Annotated in this window: 20 protein-coding genes; 13 read left to right on the top strand and 7 right to left on the bottom strand. The window is 73.0% G+C overall.

The genetic code is table 11. From position 1 onward, the window contains the following. Positions 1–23 precede the first annotated feature (23 nt). Together ACQPZX_RS34800 and ACQPZX_RS34795 are read right to left on the bottom strand one after the other, a co-directional pair. The gene (locus ACQPZX_RS34800) at positions 24–887 is read right to left on the bottom strand and encodes a GNAT family N-acetyltransferase (RefSeq protein WP_433364904.1); all 864 of its coding nucleotides are present in this window, start codon (positions 885–887) and stop codon (positions 24–26) included. Continuing rightward, complete coding sequence (locus ACQPZX_RS34795; RefSeq protein WP_433364901.1) at positions 884–1,801, bottom strand: DMT family transporter; 918 nt, start codon at positions 1,799–1,801, stop codon at positions 884–886. The genes ACQPZX_RS34800 and ACQPZX_RS34795 overlap by 4 nt, the downstream gene beginning before the upstream one ends. Before the next feature lie 84 nt (positions 1,802–1,885). On the opposite strand from ACQPZX_RS34795, the gene ACQPZX_RS34790 reads away from it, so the two are divergent. Next, positions 1,886–2,422 (top strand): CGNR zinc finger domain-containing protein, encoded by a 537-nt coding sequence (locus tag ACQPZX_RS34790; RefSeq protein WP_433364898.1) that lies wholly within the window; start codon positions 1,886–1,888, stop codon positions 2,420–2,422. A gap of 15 nt (positions 2,423–2,437) precedes the next feature. On the opposite strand, the gene ACQPZX_RS34785 is transcribed toward ACQPZX_RS34790, so the two are convergent. Then, on the bottom strand, positions 2,438–3,748 hold the full coding sequence (locus ACQPZX_RS34785) for a hypothetical protein (RefSeq protein WP_433364895.1): 1,311 nt from the start codon (positions 3,746–3,748) through the stop codon (positions 2,438–2,440). 44 nt (positions 3,749–3,792) lie between these two features. Next, on the bottom strand, positions 3,793–4,842 hold the full coding sequence (locus ACQPZX_RS34780; protein ID WP_433364892.1) for an NAD-dependent epimerase/dehydratase family protein: 1,050 nt from the start codon (positions 4,840–4,842) through the stop codon (positions 3,793–3,795). A 113-nt stretch (positions 4,843–4,955) separates the two neighbouring features. On the opposite strand from ACQPZX_RS34780, the gene ACQPZX_RS34775 reads away from it, so the two are divergent. From ACQPZX_RS34775 to ACQPZX_RS34745, 7 genes are read left to right on the top strand one after another with little or no spacing between them, the layout of a single operon-like run. Continuing rightward, positions 4,956–5,615: a glycosyltransferase family 2 protein gene (locus ACQPZX_RS34775; protein ID WP_433364889.1), complete on the top strand. Its 660-nt coding sequence runs from the start codon at positions 4,956–4,958 to the stop codon at positions 5,613–5,615. Then, positions 5,612–6,259, top strand: a complete 648-nt coding sequence (locus ACQPZX_RS34770; protein ID WP_433364886.1) for a TIGR04282 family arsenosugar biosynthesis glycosyltransferase — start codon at positions 5,612–5,614, stop codon at positions 6,257–6,259. Before ACQPZX_RS34775 ends, ACQPZX_RS34770 begins: the two co-directional genes overlap by 4 nt. Beyond that, positions 6,256–6,873, top strand: a complete 618-nt coding sequence (locus ACQPZX_RS34765) for a class I SAM-dependent methyltransferase (protein ID WP_433364883.1) — start codon at positions 6,256–6,258, stop codon at positions 6,871–6,873. Before ACQPZX_RS34770 ends, ACQPZX_RS34765 begins: the two co-directional genes overlap by 4 nt. Then, the gene (locus ACQPZX_RS34760) at positions 6,846–8,057 is read left to right on the top strand and encodes a molybdopterin-dependent oxidoreductase (protein WP_433364880.1); all 1,212 of its coding nucleotides are present in this window, start codon (positions 6,846–6,848) and stop codon (positions 8,055–8,057) included. Before ACQPZX_RS34765 ends, ACQPZX_RS34760 begins: the two co-directional genes overlap by 28 nt. After that, positions 8,057–8,449, top strand: coding sequence for a hypothetical protein (locus ACQPZX_RS34755; RefSeq protein ID WP_433364877.1), 393 nt, complete (start codon positions 8,057–8,059; stop codon positions 8,447–8,449). The genes ACQPZX_RS34760 and ACQPZX_RS34755 overlap by 1 nt, the downstream gene beginning before the upstream one ends. Further along, on the top strand, positions 8,442–9,149 hold the full coding sequence (locus ACQPZX_RS34750) for a response regulator transcription factor (protein ID WP_433364874.1): 708 nt from the start codon (positions 8,442–8,444) through the stop codon (positions 9,147–9,149). The genes ACQPZX_RS34755 and ACQPZX_RS34750 overlap by 8 nt, the downstream gene beginning before the upstream one ends. Beyond that, positions 9,146–10,153, top strand: coding sequence for a sensor histidine kinase (locus tag ACQPZX_RS34745; protein WP_433364871.1), 1,008 nt, complete (start codon positions 9,146–9,148; stop codon positions 10,151–10,153). Before ACQPZX_RS34750 ends, ACQPZX_RS34745 begins: the two co-directional genes overlap by 4 nt. A 15-nt stretch (positions 10,154–10,168) precedes the next feature. Here ACQPZX_RS34745 and ACQPZX_RS34740 read toward each other — a convergent pair whose 3' ends face one another. Next, complete coding sequence (locus tag ACQPZX_RS34740) at positions 10,169–11,128, bottom strand: helix-turn-helix domain-containing protein (RefSeq protein ID WP_433364868.1); 960 nt, start codon at positions 11,126–11,128, stop codon at positions 10,169–10,171. 148 nt (positions 11,129–11,276) lie between these two features. Between ACQPZX_RS34740 and ACQPZX_RS34735 the strand changes: the two genes are divergently transcribed. Next, a complete protein-coding gene (locus tag ACQPZX_RS34735) occupies positions 11,277–11,846 on the top strand; it encodes a hypothetical protein (RefSeq protein ID WP_433364865.1) in 570 nt (189 codons plus the stop codon). Between the two features lie 24 nt (positions 11,847–11,870). Here ACQPZX_RS34735 and ACQPZX_RS34730 read toward each other — a convergent pair whose 3' ends face one another. After that, positions 11,871–12,323, bottom strand: a complete 453-nt coding sequence (locus tag ACQPZX_RS34730) for a hypothetical protein (protein ID WP_433364862.1) — start codon at positions 12,321–12,323, stop codon at positions 11,871–11,873. Between the two features lie 43 nt (positions 12,324–12,366). Beyond that, positions 12,367–12,870: a cupin domain-containing protein gene (locus tag ACQPZX_RS34725; protein WP_433364859.1), complete on the bottom strand. Its 504-nt coding sequence runs from the start codon at positions 12,868–12,870 to the stop codon at positions 12,367–12,369. A gap of 137 nt (positions 12,871–13,007) precedes the next feature. Here ACQPZX_RS34725 and ACQPZX_RS34720 point away from each other — a divergent pair, with 137 nt between their 5' ends. From ACQPZX_RS34720 to ACQPZX_RS34705, 4 genes are all read left to right on the top strand, one after another. Beyond that, positions 13,008–13,469 carry a hypothetical protein gene (locus tag ACQPZX_RS34720; RefSeq protein WP_433364856.1) on the top strand — a complete coding sequence of 154 codons (462 nt, stop codon included), beginning with the start codon at positions 13,008–13,010 and terminating at the stop codon, positions 13,467–13,469. Between the two features lie 65 nt (positions 13,470–13,534). Beyond that, a complete protein-coding gene (locus ACQPZX_RS34715) occupies positions 13,535–13,813 on the top strand; it encodes a hypothetical protein (protein WP_433364853.1) in 279 nt (92 codons plus the stop codon). 15 nt (positions 13,814–13,828) lie between these two features. Next, positions 13,829–14,698: a nucleoside hydrolase gene (locus ACQPZX_RS34710; protein ID WP_433364850.1), complete on the top strand. Its 870-nt coding sequence runs from the start codon at positions 13,829–13,831 to the stop codon at positions 14,696–14,698. Positions 14,699–14,707: 9 nt separating this feature from the next. After that, positions 14,708–15,520: an SAM-dependent methyltransferase gene (locus ACQPZX_RS34705; RefSeq protein WP_433364848.1), complete on the top strand. Its 813-nt coding sequence runs from the start codon at positions 14,708–14,710 to the stop codon at positions 15,518–15,520. The last annotated feature ends 5 nt before the right edge of the window (positions 15,521–15,525 follow it).

Raw genomic sequence — 15,525 nt, 5'->3', positions numbered from 1 at the left:
ACCACGCACCCCCGGCGGGCGCGTCAGCGGATCGGTCCTGACCGCTCGAGGGCCAGAACCGCCCTGGTGTAGAGCAGGTCGAAACCGCGGCGCTGGGCGTTCTGCTGTGATTTCGAGCCGGGCTGGACGGTGATGACCGCGATGTCGCAGCCGGCCGTGGCCGCGTCGGCGAGCCGGGCGGCCAGCAGGGCGTTCTGGATGCCGCGGCGCCGGAACGCGGGCGCGGTCGCGGCGCCGGTCAGCTGGGCGATGCCGTCGGCGATGTGCATGCTCGCGCCGCCGCCGGGCACCCCGTTCAGCCGTGCCAGGTAGCGCTGGACCAGCCCGGCCGCGTCACGTTCGGCGTTCTCGAGGATCTCCCGGGAGAAGTCCTCGTACCAGGGCACCCCTTCGGCGTCCGGGTGCAGCGACGCCTCGACGACGACGTCCAGCCAGGTCTCGAGCTCCTCGTCGCCGCTGGGCCGGACGTCGACGCCGGGTGGCGCCACCGTCTCCGCCGCCTGGCCGAGGGCGCGGCCGAGGACATTCTCGAACGAGACCAGCCGATAGCCCCGCCCGGCCAGCAGTTCCAGCAGCGCGGGCTCGGCCAGGCCGGCGACCTCGGCCTGGACCGGCGCGCCGTGCGCGGCGAAGGCGCGTTCGACCGCGTCGAGCTCGGCCGGATCGGGCCGGCCGGCGAACCCGAGACCGGCCACCTTGTTCAGCGGGGAGTCGGGTTCGGCGAAGCTCGCGATTCCCCCGGCGATCGCCACGGCGAAGCCGGCCTGTCGATGACGTCGGAGGGCGGCGTCGTTGCAGGCGCCGATGAACCGCGCCTCGGCGTGTTCGATGCGCCGGGCGAGCGCGACGTCGCAGAACAGCCGCGCCCGGCCTGGTTGATCGGTCATGACATGCTCCTTTCGCTGACCGGCCGGTGCGGCCGGTCGGTGAATGCGGGTTTGTCCTGCTCGTACAGCAGCAACGCCAGACCGGCGAGGATCGCCGCGCCGCCGGCGAGTTGCAGCAACGCGGGGCGGTCGCCGAGAAACAGCACGGCCGTCAGGGTGCCGACGACCGGCGTCAGGTTGCCGAGCTGAGCCGCACGGGCCGCCGGCACCCGGGCGATGCCCTGATTGAAGGTGACGCTGCCGGCCGCGCCGCAGAGGACCACGGCGATGCAGGCCGCCCAACCGGCCACCCCGACGGTGTCGAGGCGGGTGCCGCCGGTGGACCAGGACGCGGCGACGAAGGGAACCACGCTGAGTGCGCCGCCGGTGCTTTGCCAGGCGCTCTCGTTGAGCCCGGCGCCGTTGCCGTTGAAGCGGCGGGTGGCGATCAGGAACACCGCGGCGGCCAGCACCGCGAGCAGCACCAGCGTGTTGCCGAGCGTGGTGTCGTCGCCGGACGTCCCGGATCCGAGGGCGACGAGCCCGCTGCCGGCGAGGCCCGCGATCAGCGCGATCGCCGCTCCGCGGGAGAGGCGTTCACGCAGGACGACCACGGCCAGCAGCACCGAGAGCAACGGCTCGGCGGCCAGCAGCAGGCTGCCGCTGGACGCGCTGGTGCGGGCCAGGCCGAGATCGCCGAACAGGAACGCCAGGCCCGGCACCAGCGCGCCGAGCAGCATCTGCCGCAGGGCGCCGCGCCGGCGTAATCGGCCGCGCGCCGCGGCGCTGGTCATCAGCATCGCCGCCGCGCCGGTGATCTCGACCGCCAGCAGATCCACCGGGCGGACCACGCGCAACGCGACCACCGAGACGGTGGTGCTCACGCCATAGACCGCGGCCGAGACCAGCAGCAACTGTTCGCCGGTGCGCCTCATCTCCGCCTCCTCCACCTAGTAACCGCCTTAACCGTTACACTGGTTACCAAGCCGAGCAACCGATTAACGCGGTACGGTGGTTACATGGCGGCTGTCGAGGACACGGAACTGCTGCTCGCGGTGGCCAACACGGCACACGGCGAGCAGGACGAGCTCGCCGACGCCGGCTCGGTCGGCGCCTGGTGGCGTGCCCTGGGCGCGCCGGTCGCGACGGCGGGCGAGCAGCCGGTCGCACCGGAGAGCGTCGCCCTGCTCCGCGCGATGCGGGTCCTGATCCGCGGCCTGGCCCTGCGCAACAACGGGATCGAACCGGATCTCGGCGCGGTGTCCGGCTTGGAATCGCTCACCCTGCGTCTCGACCTCGGCAGTGGACTCGCGCTTCGCGCCGAGGCCCCTGGCGACCTGGCCCGGGACATCAGCGCCGCGACCGTGGCGGCACTGCTGCGCGCCACGGCGCGCCCCGATTGGTCCCGCGTCAAGGCGTGCCGCGGGGAGGACTGCCGGTGGGTCTACGTCGACAGTTCGCGCAACAGCTCCCGCCGGTGGTGCGCCATGGCGAACTGCGGCAACCGCGCCAAGGTGGCCAGTTTCCGCGATCGCCGCCGGGCGGCCCGGGCGTGACGCTTTCCGCCGGCCTCACCAGACAGTGAGCAGCAGGTGGTTGACGACCAGAGCGACCACCGCCTGCCCGGCCAGCCACCACCGGCGAGGCCGGGCCGGCACCAGGGCGGCGCCGGCCATGAGCCACACCGCGAAGGGCAGCCAGATGCGCTCCACTTCGGCCTTGCTGTAGCCGGTGAGGTCGGCGGCGAGGATCGCGGCCGCGGCGGCGACCGGCAGCAACCAGGGGGCGGCCCCGGCCGTCCGAAGGCTCAGACGCGGTGTCGCGCGGCGAAGAATCACGGCGGCGATCGGGCCTGCGGCGACGGTGAGGGCCGCGAGATTCGCCCAGACCCAATAGGCGTACGGGCGATGGGCGGCCAACCCCTGGTAATAGCGCCGTGTCACGAGGTGGTAGCCGGTCAGCCAGTCGAAGCCCGCCGCCGTGAACGCCACCACGACCACGACCACACCGGCCATCGCCCACCCCGCCGTGCGACGTCCGTGCGGGACGGCGAGCACGACGGCGGCCACGATCACAAAGATCAATACCATGCCGTACGAGAGATAGACGCTCGCGCCGAGCAGCAGGCCCCCGGCGAACGCCGCGAGCGCGGAGCGGCGGGCCAGGCCGTACGCGAAAAGCCCGATCCCCGTCGCGGTGACGCCGGCGAACAGGCCGTCGGCGGAGACACCGACCCAGACCGCGCCGGGAAACAGGGCCACGAACGGCGTCGCGGCCCGTCCCGCCCGGTCCGAACCGGCCAGGCGTACGGTGGCCGGCACCGCGACCGCGGTGAGCGCGCCCACAGCGACGCACAGCAGCCCGGCCCAGGCGCCGCCGGACAGGCCGAGCCGGTCGAGCCCGACGAAGACCAGCAGAGCTCCCGGCGGATGGCCGGCGACATGGGTGGTCCACGAGTCCGGCTGATGATCCAGGATGCGGCCGCTGAAGCCGCGCAGCATCGCCGGCACGCTGGTCACGCCGGGCACCTCGGTCAGGTACTCGGGGCCGGTGGTGAGGCGCCCGGCCACACCGCGCTGCCAGCCGTCGACCAGGGCGAGCGACAGCGTCCAGGCGACGGCGGTCAGGTATGAGACCGCCAGCAGCGTCCGCCACCGCAACCGGGCCGCGAGCCGGGACCCGTACCGGCAGACCAGCACCGCAACCGCGGCGGCGAGAGGCGTGCCCGGGCCGAGATGCGGCAGCCAGTGCGCGAACAGGGGAGCCGCGCCCGCGTGGACCGGACGCCCGGCCAGTCCCAGAAGCCCGCCGGCGAGGGCCGCGAGGGCGAACAACGCGGCCGCTGCCGCAGCGGCGTAGAGGTCGGCGCGACGCCGGCTCATCCCCGCAGCGCGACGTCGGCTCATCTCCGCAGCGCGACGCCGGCTCATCCCCGCAGCGGGGCGGAGGCGAACTCCGCGACGCCCTCGGCCAGGCCGATCCGGGCCCGGAAGCCGAGCTCGGCGGCGGCCCGGCCCGGGTCGGCCACGATGTGCCGCACGTCGCCGAGCCGGAACTCGCCGGTGGTCACCGGCTGCGGGCCGCGAGCCGTCCGGGACAACTGAGCGGCAACCTCGCCCACGGTGGCCGGCCGGCCGGACGCCACGTTGAACGCCCGCCATCCGCCGAGCGCCGCGGTGGCGGTGACCGCGGCCAGGTTGGCGGCCGCGACGTCCCGGACGTGGACGAAGTCACGACGCTGGCCGCCGTCCTCGAAGACCCGCGGCGACCGGCCGGCCTCCACCGCGGACCGGAAGATCGCCGCGACGCCGCTGTAGGGCGTGTCGCGGGGCATGCCCGGCCCATAGACGTTGTGATAGCGCAACGCCACCACGGCGCCGCCGGTCTGCCGGGCCCAGGCGGCGGTGAGGTGCTCCTGCGCGACTTTGGTGGCGGCGTACACGCTGCGGGGATCGAGCGGGGCGTCCTCGTCGACCAGTTCCGGCGCGAGCGGTTCCCCGCATCGTGGGCAGGGCGGCTCGAAGCGGCCGGCGGCAAGGTCCGCGACGACCCGGGGACCGGGCCGGACCTGGCCGTGCCGGGCGCAGGAGTAGCCGCCCTCGCCGTACACCACCATCGAGCTGGCCAGCACGAGCCGGCGCACCCCGGCCCGGGCCATCCGCGCGAGCAGGACGGCGGTCGCGAGGTCGTTGCAGCCCACGTACTCGGGCAGATCGTCCAGGTCGACGCCGAGCCCGACCATCGCGGCCTGATGGACGACCACGTCCACGCCGGCCAGCGCCGCGTCGACGGCAGCCGGGTCGCGTAGGTCACCCACGCGCACCGGAGCACCGGCGATCTCCGCCGGCAGCGGGTCGCGATGGGCGGCCGGGTGACCCCAGTCGAGGACGGTCACCTCGCAGCCGGCGCCCGTCAGCGTCTGGACGACATGGGATCCGATGAAACCGGCGCCGCCGGTCACGAGTACGCGAGTCACGGCGCCGACGCTAAGGCGTGGGCGGGGCGAGCGGGCCGCACGTCAGCGGTTCGTAAGAGTTCGTCATCGCCGCGTAAGCCCTTTCCGGGCCGTCCGTTCCTAGCGTCGGAGCCATGACCGATGTGGTGCTGCCCTGCCGGAACGAGGCGCCGGCCCTGCCCGCGCTGCTGGCCCGGATGCCGGTCGGCTACCGGCCGATCGTCGTCGACAACGGCTCGACCGACGGCTCGGCCGCGGTCGCCCGCGCGCACGGCGCCGAGGTGATCACGGTGGCCGAGCCCGGCTATGGCGCCGCGGTGCACGCCGGCGTGCTGGCCGCCGATCCGGACGACGGCGTGGTGTGCGTGATGGACGCCGACGGCTCGTTCGACCCGGCCCGGCTGCCGGCGCTGGCCGGGCCGGTGCGCGCCGGGGACGCCGAGCTGGCGACCGGCCGCCGCCGGCCGGCCGCGCGTGGCGTGTGGCCGCTGCACGCCCGGGCCGGCAACGCGATCCTGGCCCGGCGGCTGCGCCGGACGACCGGCCTGCCCGTGCACGACATCGGGCCGATCCGGGCCGTGCGCCGCGACGACCTGGTCGCGCTGGATCTGCGCGACCGCCGGTTCGGTTACCCCCTCGAGCTGCTGATCGCGGCCGGGCGGGCCGGCTGGCGGGTCACCGAGATCGACGTGGAGTACCTGCCGCGGGCGGCCGGCACCCGCTCGAAGGTGACCGGATCGGTGCTCGGCACCGCCCGGGCGATCCGCGACATGAGCCGGGTGCTGGCCCGATGAGCCGGGTCCTGGTGCTCGCGAAGGCGCCGGCGCCCGGGCGGGTGAAGACTCGCCTGTGCCCACCGTGCACGCCCGAGCAGGCCGCCCGGGTGGCCGCCGCCGCGCTGGCCGACACCCTGGACGCGGTCAGCGAATCCGGGGCGGCGGACCGCGTCCTGGTCACCGACGCGACGCTCGCGGCGCCGCCGGGGTGGCGGTCCGGGCGGCAGCGCGGCGGCCCGCTGGGCGAGCGGATCGCCAACGCGTTCGCCGACACGCGCACGCCGGGGACGGCGACGCTGCTGGTCGGCATGGACACCCCGCAGCTGACCGCCGGTCACCTCGACGCGACGCTCCGGTTGCTGAACGAGCCGGGCGGTCCCGACGCGGTGCTGGGACCGGCCGAGGATGGCGGCTGGTGGGCGCTGGGGCTGCGCGAGCCCGGCCACGCCACGGTTCTCCGCGACATTCCCACTTCAACATCGACAACCGGCTTGTGTACGCGTACCGCACTGCTCGCCCGCGGGCTACGGGTGGCGGAGCTGCCGATGCTGCGCGACGTCGACACCGCGCCCGACGCGCACGCCGTGGCCGCCCTCTGCCCGGCCGGACGACGTTTCCCCGGCGTGGTCACGGCCGAGGTCGCGACGGCGGCGGCCAGGTGAGCGCGGCCGTGGTGTTCGACGCGCTGTTCCGCCGGGCCGCGCCGGTCACCATCCGGCACCGCACCGGCCGGGAGCAGCGCTTCGATCCGGTGGCCTGGTGCCGCGACGACCTCCCGGGCGATCGGACGCTGCTCGCCCGCTGCACCGGGCCGACCCTCGACGTCGGGTGCGGCCCCGGCCGGCTCGCCGGGGAACTGGCCCGCCGCGGCTGCCCGGTGCTCGGCATCGACATCAGCGAGACCGCCGTACGCCTGGCCCGCCGCCGGGGCGCGACCGCGCTGCGCCGCGACGTGTTCGAGCCGTTGCCGGGCTCCGGCCGCTGGCAGCACGTGCTGCTGGCCGACGGCAACATCGGCATCGGCGGCGACCCGGCCCGGCTGCTGCGCCGGTGCCGTCGCCTGCTCGCCGCCGGCGGCCGGGTGCACGCCGAGGTGACCGCTCCCGGCACCGCCGGCTGGTCCGGGACGGCGGTGCTGCAGGGCGATCGCGACGTGCTCGCCTGGGCGTCGGTGCCGGTCGACGACCTGGCCGCGCTCGCCGCCGCGACGGCGATGCGCGTGCTCGACACCTGGACGGAGGCCGGCCGATGGTTCGCGACGCTGTCGCCGCGCTGACCAAGCGGGTGCGGGATCGGTGGAACGAGCCGCTGCCGTCGCCCCCGGCGGCGCTGCGCCGGGGACCGTTCCGGGCGGGGGCGTTCCCCTCACCGCTGCGCTCGGCCCGGCTCACCAGCCTGGTCGGCGTGGCGCTCGGGATCGCGTTCGCCGTCTGTTTCCTGACCGGCCTGCTCAGCCACTACATCCAGCATCCGCCGGGCTGGTTCTGGTGGCCGTCGCGGCCGGTCTGGCTCTACCGCGTCACTCAAGGCACGCATGTGGCGACCGGGCTGGCCTGCGTGCCGTTGCTCGGGGTCAAGCTGTGGTCGGTCTACCCACGGTTGTTCACCTGGCCACCGGCCCGGACGATCGCGCACGCGGCGGAACGGGCCGGGGTCGCCCTGCTGGTCGCGGCGGCGCTCTTCCAGGTGCTCAGCGGAATCCTGAACATCGCGCACTGGTACGCCCCGATGCCGTTCTTCTTCACCACCGACCATTACTGGGTGGCCTGGCTCGTGACGGGCGCTCTGCTGATCCATCTCGGCGTGCAGCTGCCGGTGATCCGCGAGGCGCTGCGCCGCCGCCCGTCCCCGTCCGTGCCCGGCGGGCTCACCCGCCGGGGCCTGCTGGCGGGTGTCGCCGCCGCGGCCGGACTGATCACGGTCACCACGGCGGGCCAGACGGTGCGCCCGCTCGCCGGCCTCGGCCTGCTCGCGCCCCGGCGACCGCACATCGGGCCGCAGGGGTTGCCGGTGAACAAGACCGCGGCGGGCGCCGGCATCGCCGTGGACGCCGCCGGCTATCGCCTGGTGGTCGCCGGCCCGGCCGGGGAGACCGCGCTCGACCTGGCCGCCCTGAACGCCATGCCGCAGCACACCGCCCACCTGCCGATCGCCTGCGTCGAGGGCTGGAGCTCCGGCGCCACCTGGTCCGGCGTGCGGCTGCGCGACCTGGTGGCAATGGCCGGCGCCGACCCCGAGCACGCCACGGTGCTCGTGGAGTCGCTGGAGCGCCGCGGCCGCTACCGGGCCGCGACGGTGCCGGCGGAGCATGTCCGCGATCCGCTGACCCTGATCGCGCTGCGGCTCGGCGGCGAGGTGCTGCACCCCGATCACGGCTATCCGGCCCGGCTGATCGCGCCGAACCGGCCCGGCGTGCTGCAGACCAAGTGGGTCGGCCGGCTCACCGTTCGCGAGGCGTGATGAAGACGAGGGTGGTGCTGGTCGCAGCGGGTGCGGTGCTCATCTCGTACGCGATGAGGGGTGTTTTCTCGGAGATCGGGGTGGTGGTTTTTCTCGGGGCGGTGCTGGTGGCGCACGACGCGCTGTGGATGCCGTTGGTGCTGGTGGCCGGGGCGCTGCTCGCCCGGACCGGCCGCTGGACGCGGATGGTGGCGCTGGTGGTGGCCTCGCTCGGTGTCGTGGCGTTGCCGCTGGTGCTGGGCTTCGGCCGGCCGGTCGACAACCCGTCGGTGCTGCCGCTGCGCTACGGACGCGACTTCGCGCTGATACTGCTGGCCATCGCGCTGGTCTCGCTGGTGCGGGCGGTGATCCGTAAGAAGTTCGCAAGGCCACGGGAACCCGGCGATGGGTAGCGTGGCCGGAGTGGGACATCGGGTTCTGGTAGTCGACGACGATCCGACCGTGAGCGACGTCGTGCGGCGCTATCTGGAGCAGGACGGCTGCGAGGTGCGGCTGGCGGGCGACGGGGCCGACGGATTGGCGGCCGTCGCGGCGCAGCGGCCCGACCTGGTCGTGCTCGACCTGATGATGCCCGGCATCGACGGCCTCGAGGTGTGCCGGCGGCTGCGCCGGCAGCTGCCCGACCTCCCGGTGATCATGCTGACCGCCCTCGGCGAGGAGGCCGACCGGGTGCTGGGCCTGGAGGTCGGCGCCGACGACTACGTGACCAAGCCGTTCTCGCCCCGCGAGCTGGTGCTGCGGATCCGGTCGGTGCTGCGCCGGGTGGCGCCGGTCGCGGACCCGCCGCCGGCGGCGATGATCAGCGACGCCGGTCTCACCCTCGACACCGCGCGCCGGCTGGCCGCCCTGGACGGGACGCCGCTGTCGCTGACCGTGCGCGAATTCGATCTGCTGGTCTTCCTGCTCTCGCATCCCGGCCGGGCCTGGTCGCGGGCCGAACTGCTGGACAAGGTCTGGGGCTGGCAGTTCGGCGACCAGTCGACCGTGACCGTGCACGTGCGCCGGCTGCGGGAGAAGATCGAGATCGATCCCGCCGAGCCGCGGCGCCTGCTCACCGTCTGGGGCATCGGCTACCGCTATGAGGTCGCATGAAGGACACCCTGCTGATCGGGTTGTACGCGCTCGCGGCCGGCGCGATCGTCGCCGCCGCGGGCGCCGCCGTGCTGCGGCTGCTGCGTGGCCGGTCGATCCTCGTCCACGTCGTGGTGCTGCTGGCCGTGACCGTCCTGGCCGCGGTCGCGGGGGTGTCGACGGTGGCCTGGGCCATGTTCCTCTCCGCCCACGACATGCGGGTCGTGCTGCTCACCGTCTGCGCCGCGTCCCTGGTCAGCCTGGCGGTCGGGGTGATTTTCGGCCGGCGTCTGGCCGCCGCGGCGGTCTGGGCCCAGCAGGCCCGCGAGCGGGAGCGCCGGCTCGAGGCCGGCCGCCGCGAGCTGGTCGCCTGGGTCTCGCACGACCTGCGGACCCCGCTCGCCGGGATGCGGGCGATGGCCGAGGCCCTCGAGGACGGCGTCGTCGCCGATCGGGTGACGGTCGCCGAGTACCACCGGCGGCTGCGGATCGAGACCGGCCGGATGACCCAGCTCGTCGACGACCTGTTCGAGCTGTCCCGGATCAACGCGGGCGCGCTGCGCCTGGTCCCGACCACCGTGCCGCTGCGCGACGTCGTCTCCGACGCCATCGCCGGCGTCGCTCCGCTCGCCGCCGGGAAGAACGTCACCCTGGTCGCGGCGGAGAACGGCTGGCCGACCGTACGCGCGGGGGAGCGCGAGCTCGCCCGCGTGGTCACCAACCTACTGATCAACTCGGTCCGCTACACGCCGGCCGACGGCACCGTGCACATCGACGCCGGCCGCGAGCGCGGCGGCGTCTGGCTGGCGGTCACCGACACCTGCGGCGGCATTCCCGACGGCGACCTGGACCGGGTCTTCGACGTCGCGTTCCGCGGCGAGCGCGCCCGCACCCCTGGCGTCGGCACCGGCGGCGGTCTTGGCCTCGCCATCGTGCGGGGCCTGGTCGAGGCGCACGGCGGCCACGTGGGAGTACGCAACACCACCCGCGGGTGCCGGTTCGAGGTTCGGCTGCCCGCGGGCTGAGCGGTCGTCCGACTGTCAGGTGTTGTTGCGGTAGTCGCGGGGCGGGGTGCCGACGTGGCCCCGGAAGGCGCGGCTGAAGTCGGCGGGGCGGGGGAAGCCCCAGCGGCGAGCGATGGCGGCGATCGTGAGGTGGTCGAGGCGGCGGTCGGCCAGGTCCTGGCGGGCTCGGTCCAGGCGGCGGGTGCGGATGTGGGTGGCGACCGTGACGGCGTGGTGCTGCTGGAAGATGCGGTGCAGGTAGCGCAGGGAGATGTGGTGTACGGCGGCGATCGCGTCGGGACTCAGCTCCGGATGGTGCAAGTTCGCCTCGACGAACGCGATGATGCGCAGGTAGAGAGTTCGGGTGGGGGAGCGCAGCGGCGGGTTCTCCCGCTCCAGGTGGTGGGCGACCACCGCGGTCGTCAAGTCGACCGCGATGCTCTCGAGGCGCAGCGCGTCGCGGTCGGTGCAGCAGGTGCGGCTGTCGGCCAGGGCGGCGAGGAACGCGGCGAGAACGCTGCCGATGCCTTCCGTCCCCGGGAGCGCGGTGGCGCAGAGGCCGGCCATCTGATGATCGGGCACGGGAAGCAGCCGCTTGGGGAATTGCAGGACGATGGTCTCCGCCGGTGAGGGCCCACCGGCGGAGACCGCCTCGAGCGGCCGGGAACTGTCGTAGATCACGAGCTCGCCGGGGCGGATCACGGCGCTGACGCCGTCTTGCGCTATGCCCTGCCGGCCGGACCGGATGAGACCGACCTGGCAATACTCCGGGTCGGAGCAGCGAATCTCTTTCGGCGACCGCCGCGCCCACAGCGACGTGTAGGCCAGCGACGTGACCTGCGCGGCCCCGAGCGGCACGGCGCCGAGGCGGGCGGTGAACGTCGCCGGATCAGGACTGTCGACCGCCGTCGGTACCAGCGACGCGGCGACGATGTCCCGCCAGGCCGGCAGGCGCTCGGGTACGGCGACCGTGGCGGTGTCGAACACAGTGAGCATGGCTCCCCGCTTCCCCCGAAGCATCTCAGGGTAGCGATGTCTGCCGATGTGCGCGGCCCGCGCACGACTGTGCGCCGTGTGCTGATGACAGGGCCCCGCGCCCGACCGAAAACTGGAAACGGTAATGCCACAACACACGGGGGCAATCATGAAAATCGTCCGACGTATTTCGGCGGTCGCGGCCGCCATGTTGATCACATTGGGGATCGCCTTGAGTCCCGCGGCGCCGGCGTCCGCCGCCGGCTTCTTCGACGAAAATGTCGAACCGGCCTACTTGCAGAACAGCGAGGCCGGGCTGTGCATGGACGACTATGCACTCAGCGGTAGCGTCTACCAGTATCCCTGCAACGCCCAGGACAATGAATGGTGGAAGTGGAGGAAGCCCTTCCCGAGTTCGGGCAACGTTTGGCATATAGGTCTTGGCGTGGGCCGTTACTCGCCACACAAGTGCCTGTACCCGGAGGGCGTGGCGTACTACTCCAGAATAACGCTCCGGATTTGCAACAACCTCAACACGCGCCAGCAATGGGCAGAGCACAAGGTGGGCAATTTCTCGTACTTCGAGAGCCTCTACGCACCCGGCAAATGCATCGGGGCGTTGGTCGGGCCATCGATCTCCGAGATGGTGCTGGCCGAGTGCGTCGTTCGACCGAGCATCCTGTTCAAGAAGGTCCTGTTGAGCCAGGGCCCGCCACCGCCCGGTCGCGTCTGGGGGTGACGGCCCGGCTGCGCCGGCGCCGGCTCAGCCCGGATCGGGCGGCACGTCGGCGGTACGCCATCTGCGCGTCAATTCAGGATCGGCGGGCACGTCCGGCCCCAGGTCGAACCCGATCCCCTCCCCGGAGCGCCACCGCAGGTCGTCCGGATAGGGCGGCGGTGCGTCGAACCGTTCGATGTACGCCGCCCACCGCCGGGCCACCACTTCCGCGTCCGCGCGAGGCATCGGCCGGCTGCGCCGCATCCGCGTCTCGACGTCGAACGGAACCGTCACGTAACAGATCACCGGCCACCGGTTGGTGACCGCCCGCCACGGCAACACCACGACGGTCGCCAGCAGGCAGAACAGGGCAGAGTACGGGTCCGCGCTGTAGCCGGGCGGCGCGGACGGCCACGACGACTCGTGGCGAGCAGGCCGCCAGGCGAGGCACTGCCGCCCGACCCGCCACATCACCCACTCGCCCCGAGCTCGGGACACGACCAGCACTTCCACATCGTCCGCCCGCCCCGCAACCCCGCCTTCACGTGGTCAGCCCGAACCGTTCGATAATCCCCGGCAACCACTCCGGCTCACCGAACTGCAGGCCGTAGCGCTCCGCGAGGCCGGCCCCCTCCCCGGCCGCCGCCGGTCCGGCCGCGATCAGCTCCGCCACCTCGCGGAAGAAATGCTCGAAACCGGCCGGGCTGATGATCTCGATCATCCGGGCGGGGACCGCGCCCGCGTTCCACATCGCGTGCAGCTCGCCGCGCGGCTTGGTGATGTATCCGCCCGGCCCCAGCACCACCTCCCGGTCGCCCGAGCGGAAACCGATCTCGCCCTCGGTGACGATCGAGTACTCGTCCTCCCGGGTGTGCAGGTGCGGCGTGACCAGCGCGCCGACCGGGAACGGGTGCTCGACGATCGCCAGCGCGCCGCCGGTGTCCTCGCCCCACAGCTTGAAATGCACGCCGATGTCGCCGAGTTCGCCCACGCGCCCGCCGCCCGGCTGCACCACGGTCAACGGCGGCGGCTCCGATGTCGTCATGCGGCGTGCTTACCGCATCCTGGAGCCGGCCGGCCACTCAATTCGGGGGACGCGTCGCGCTCGTCGACACCAAACCTTGTGGCGATCACCGAGAATGGTCGGGTACGCCCACGGTGGCGTCGGGAGGAAGTGAACGCATGATCGCGAGGCGGATCGCCACCCTGGTGACAACCCTGCTCACCTTCGCCGGCCTGGGCGCCTGCGGCAGCGTCACCACCCTCGAGGCGCGGCACAACGAACCGGTCGCGATCGCGCCGAGTCCCGCGAACAGCGCGCAAGCGACCGCGCGAGAGATCCATGCCGCCGCCCAGTCCGCCACGGGCGTAAACCACCTGCCGTCCGCCTTCCGGCTCCCGCCGGACAGCCAGGTCACTACGCTCTCCGACCACGAGTCGGGCGCCTCGTTCACGCTGACCGCGCCGGACCCGGAGGCGGTGCTCGCGTTCTACCGGCGCGAGCTGCCGCGGGGCGCCTTCACGATCGTCGCCGACCGGGCCGGACCGGACACGACCAGCCTGGCGTTCCGAAACGCCGACGGCTGGGCCGGCGAGATCTACGCCACGCCGCGGTGGGTGACGGTCGCAGTGCGGCGCGCCTGACCAACCCGGGCCAGATCACCCGCTGGTGGGCCGCAACGCTGCGGAACCCCGGCTACGGTTGGCACATGGCAACCTACTCCGGTCCGGCGAGGCTGACCCTCGCCGGCGGCACCCAGGTGTCCGGCATGGCTTCGCTCAGCACCAACCAGCGCGGAGGGATCGAGGGCTGGGGCGGCACGTTTCGTCCGGACCAGACCAGCGAGGACATCCGTAACGCGGGTGAGGGGCTTTCCTTGGAACTGCCGTACGACCAGATCGGGTCGGTCTCCGTCACCGGCGTCCGGAAGCTGCTCGCGACGCAGATCCTGGTGACACTCGCCGGTAGCGGCCCCGTACCGTTCTGATTCGGAGGTCAGCCGGTGACCCCTGCGACCCCGATGAAGATCGTCCTCGATACGGACATCGGTAGCGACGTCGACGACCTCCTTGCTCTTGCCATGCTTCTCGGATCGCCCGAATGTGATCTCACAGCGGTTTCCACCGTTTACGGCGACACGATGCTCCGGGCCCGGATGGTGCGCCGGGCGTACCGGCTCGCGCGCCGCCCGGCCCCGCCGGTCGCGGCGGGCGCGCGCCAGGCGCGATCCGGCCGGCCGGTCTGGTGGGCGGGTCACGAAGGGGCGCTGATGCCGGATCTGGCCGCGGAGCCGGTCGACGAGGCGCTTGACGCCGCGGCGCTGCTGCGCACGGGCCCGACGATCGCCGCGATCGGGCCGCTGACCAACGTGGCCGACGCGCTGGTCCAGCCGCACGGCATCGAGCGACTGGTCATCATGGGCGGGGACTTCGCCTCCGACGAGCCTGAGCACAACATCAAGTGCGACGTGGCGGCGGCGCAAGCAACTTTCCACGCCGGTGTGCCGGTGCTCGCCACCGGGATCGACCAGACCAAACGCGTCGTCCTCGACGACGACTCCATCGCGGCCATCCGATCGTCCGGCGTTCTGGGCGAACTGCTGGCCGCGGAAATCCATCAGTTCCGCGCCTGGCTCGGCCGGCCGGACAGCCCGCACGACCCGATCGCTGCCCTGGCACCAATCCGGCCCGACTTGTTCACCGTCGCACGCGGCCGGATCCAGGTGGACTCCGACGGAGTCACCACCCTGCAACGCCAAGACGACGGACCGCATCAGGTGGTCGTCGACCTGGACCCGCCGGCCGTGCTGCGCGAGATCGTCCGCCGCGTGTGCCTGGCTTCCGGGCTGCGGTGGCGGTCTGAAGTGGACTAAGGTCGCGCCATGACGCCTCCGCGGTCCCGGGAAGAACTTCTCGCCGAGCTGGACACCGGCACGCCGCATTCGGCGCGCGTCTGGAACTACTGGCTTGGCGGCAAGGACAACTTCGCCGTGGACCGGCAGGTCGGCGATCAGGTTCTGCAGATGCTTCCCAGCATCGTCGAGCAGGCCCGTGCCGACCGGGCCTTCCTGGGCCGGGCCATCACCCACCTCGCGGGGGAGCGGGGCATTCGACAGTTCCTCGATATCGGGACCGGACTGCCGTCCGCCGACAACACGCACGAGGTCGCCCAGCGGGTGGCCCCGTCGTCGCGGATCACCTACGTCGACAACGACCCGCTGGTCCTGGTGCATGCCCGCGCGCTGCTGACCAGCGCCCCGGAGGGCGTCACCGACTATGTTCAGGCCGACCTGGAGGATCCGGAGGCGATTCTGCGCGAAGCGGCCCGCACGCTGGACTTCAGTCAGCCGGTCGCGCTCGTGTTGATGGGCGTGCTCCATCATGTCGCCGACACCGACAAGGCGTACGCGATCGTCGAGCGCCTGAAAGGCGCGCTGACGCCGGGCAGCTACCTGGTGATCAACCACGCCACGAACGCGGTCTACGGCCAGGCCAGCGACGAGGGTGTACGCCATTGGAACCAGTTCGGCAAGCCGAAGATCACGCTGCGGTCACCGGAGGAGATCACTCGTTTCTTCGCCGGCTGGACTCTGCTGGAGCCCGGCGTGGTGTCCTGCTCGCGGTGGCGACCGGGCGCGGTCGACGAGACCAGCTCGGAGGTCGACGAGTTCGGCGGCGTGGCCGTCCGCGGCTGATGACG

It is taken from the genome of Actinoplanes sp. CA-142083 (assembly GCF_050942195.1).
Classification (GTDB): Bacteria; Actinomycetota; Actinomycetes; order Mycobacteriales; family Micromonosporaceae; genus Actinoplanes.
The sequence above is the reverse complement of the archived record's forward strand: the minus strand, read 5'-3'. Positions and strand labels throughout refer to the sequence as shown.

Coding starts and splice junctions, on each gene's coding strand:
- ACQPZX_RS34735 (WP_433364865.1), top strand. CDS start 11,277: ATGAAAATCGTCCGACGTATTTCGGCGGTCGCGGCCGCCATGTTGATC.
- ACQPZX_RS34755 (WP_433364877.1), top strand. CDS start 8,057: ATGAAGACGAGGGTGGTGCTGGTCGCAGCGGGTGCGGTGCTCATCTCG.
- ACQPZX_RS34705 (WP_433364848.1), top strand. CDS start 14,708: ATGACGCCTCCGCGGTCCCGGGAAGAACTTCTCGCCGAGCTGGACACC.
- ACQPZX_RS34785 (WP_433364895.1), bottom strand. CDS start 3,748: ATGAGCCGGCGTCGCGCCGACCTCTACGCCGCTGCGGCAGCGGCCGCG.
- ACQPZX_RS34795 (WP_433364901.1), bottom strand. CDS start 1,801: ATGAGGCGCACCGGCGAACAGTTGCTGCTGGTCTCGGCCGCGGTCTAT.
- ACQPZX_RS34740 (WP_433364868.1), bottom strand. CDS start 11,128: ATGCTCACTGTGTTCGACACCGCCACGGTCGCCGTACCCGAGCGCCTG.
- ACQPZX_RS34745 (WP_433364871.1), top strand. CDS start 9,146: ATGAAGGACACCCTGCTGATCGGGTTGTACGCGCTCGCGGCCGGCGCG.
- ACQPZX_RS34800 (WP_433364904.1), bottom strand. CDS start 887: ATGACCGATCAACCAGGCCGGGCGCGGCTGTTCTGCGACGTCGCGCTC.
- ACQPZX_RS34770 (WP_433364886.1), top strand. CDS start 5,612: ATGAGCCGGGTCCTGGTGCTCGCGAAGGCGCCGGCGCCCGGGCGGGTG.
- ACQPZX_RS34790 (WP_433364898.1), top strand. CDS start 1,886: ATGGCGGCTGTCGAGGACACGGAACTGCTGCTCGCGGTGGCCAACACG.
- ACQPZX_RS34750 (WP_433364874.1), top strand. CDS start 8,442: ATGGGTAGCGTGGCCGGAGTGGGACATCGGGTTCTGGTAGTCGACGAC.
- ACQPZX_RS34720 (WP_433364856.1), top strand. CDS start 13,008: ATGATCGCGAGGCGGATCGCCACCCTGGTGACAACCCTGCTCACCTTC.
- ACQPZX_RS34760 (WP_433364880.1), top strand. CDS start 6,846: ATGGTTCGCGACGCTGTCGCCGCGCTGACCAAGCGGGTGCGGGATCGG.
- ACQPZX_RS34775 (WP_433364889.1), top strand. CDS start 4,956: ATGACCGATGTGGTGCTGCCCTGCCGGAACGAGGCGCCGGCCCTGCCC.
- ACQPZX_RS34715 (WP_433364853.1), top strand. CDS start 13,535: ATGGCAACCTACTCCGGTCCGGCGAGGCTGACCCTCGCCGGCGGCACC.
- ACQPZX_RS34725 (WP_433364859.1), bottom strand. CDS start 12,870: ATGACGACATCGGAGCCGCCGCCGTTGACCGTGGTGCAGCCGGGCGGC.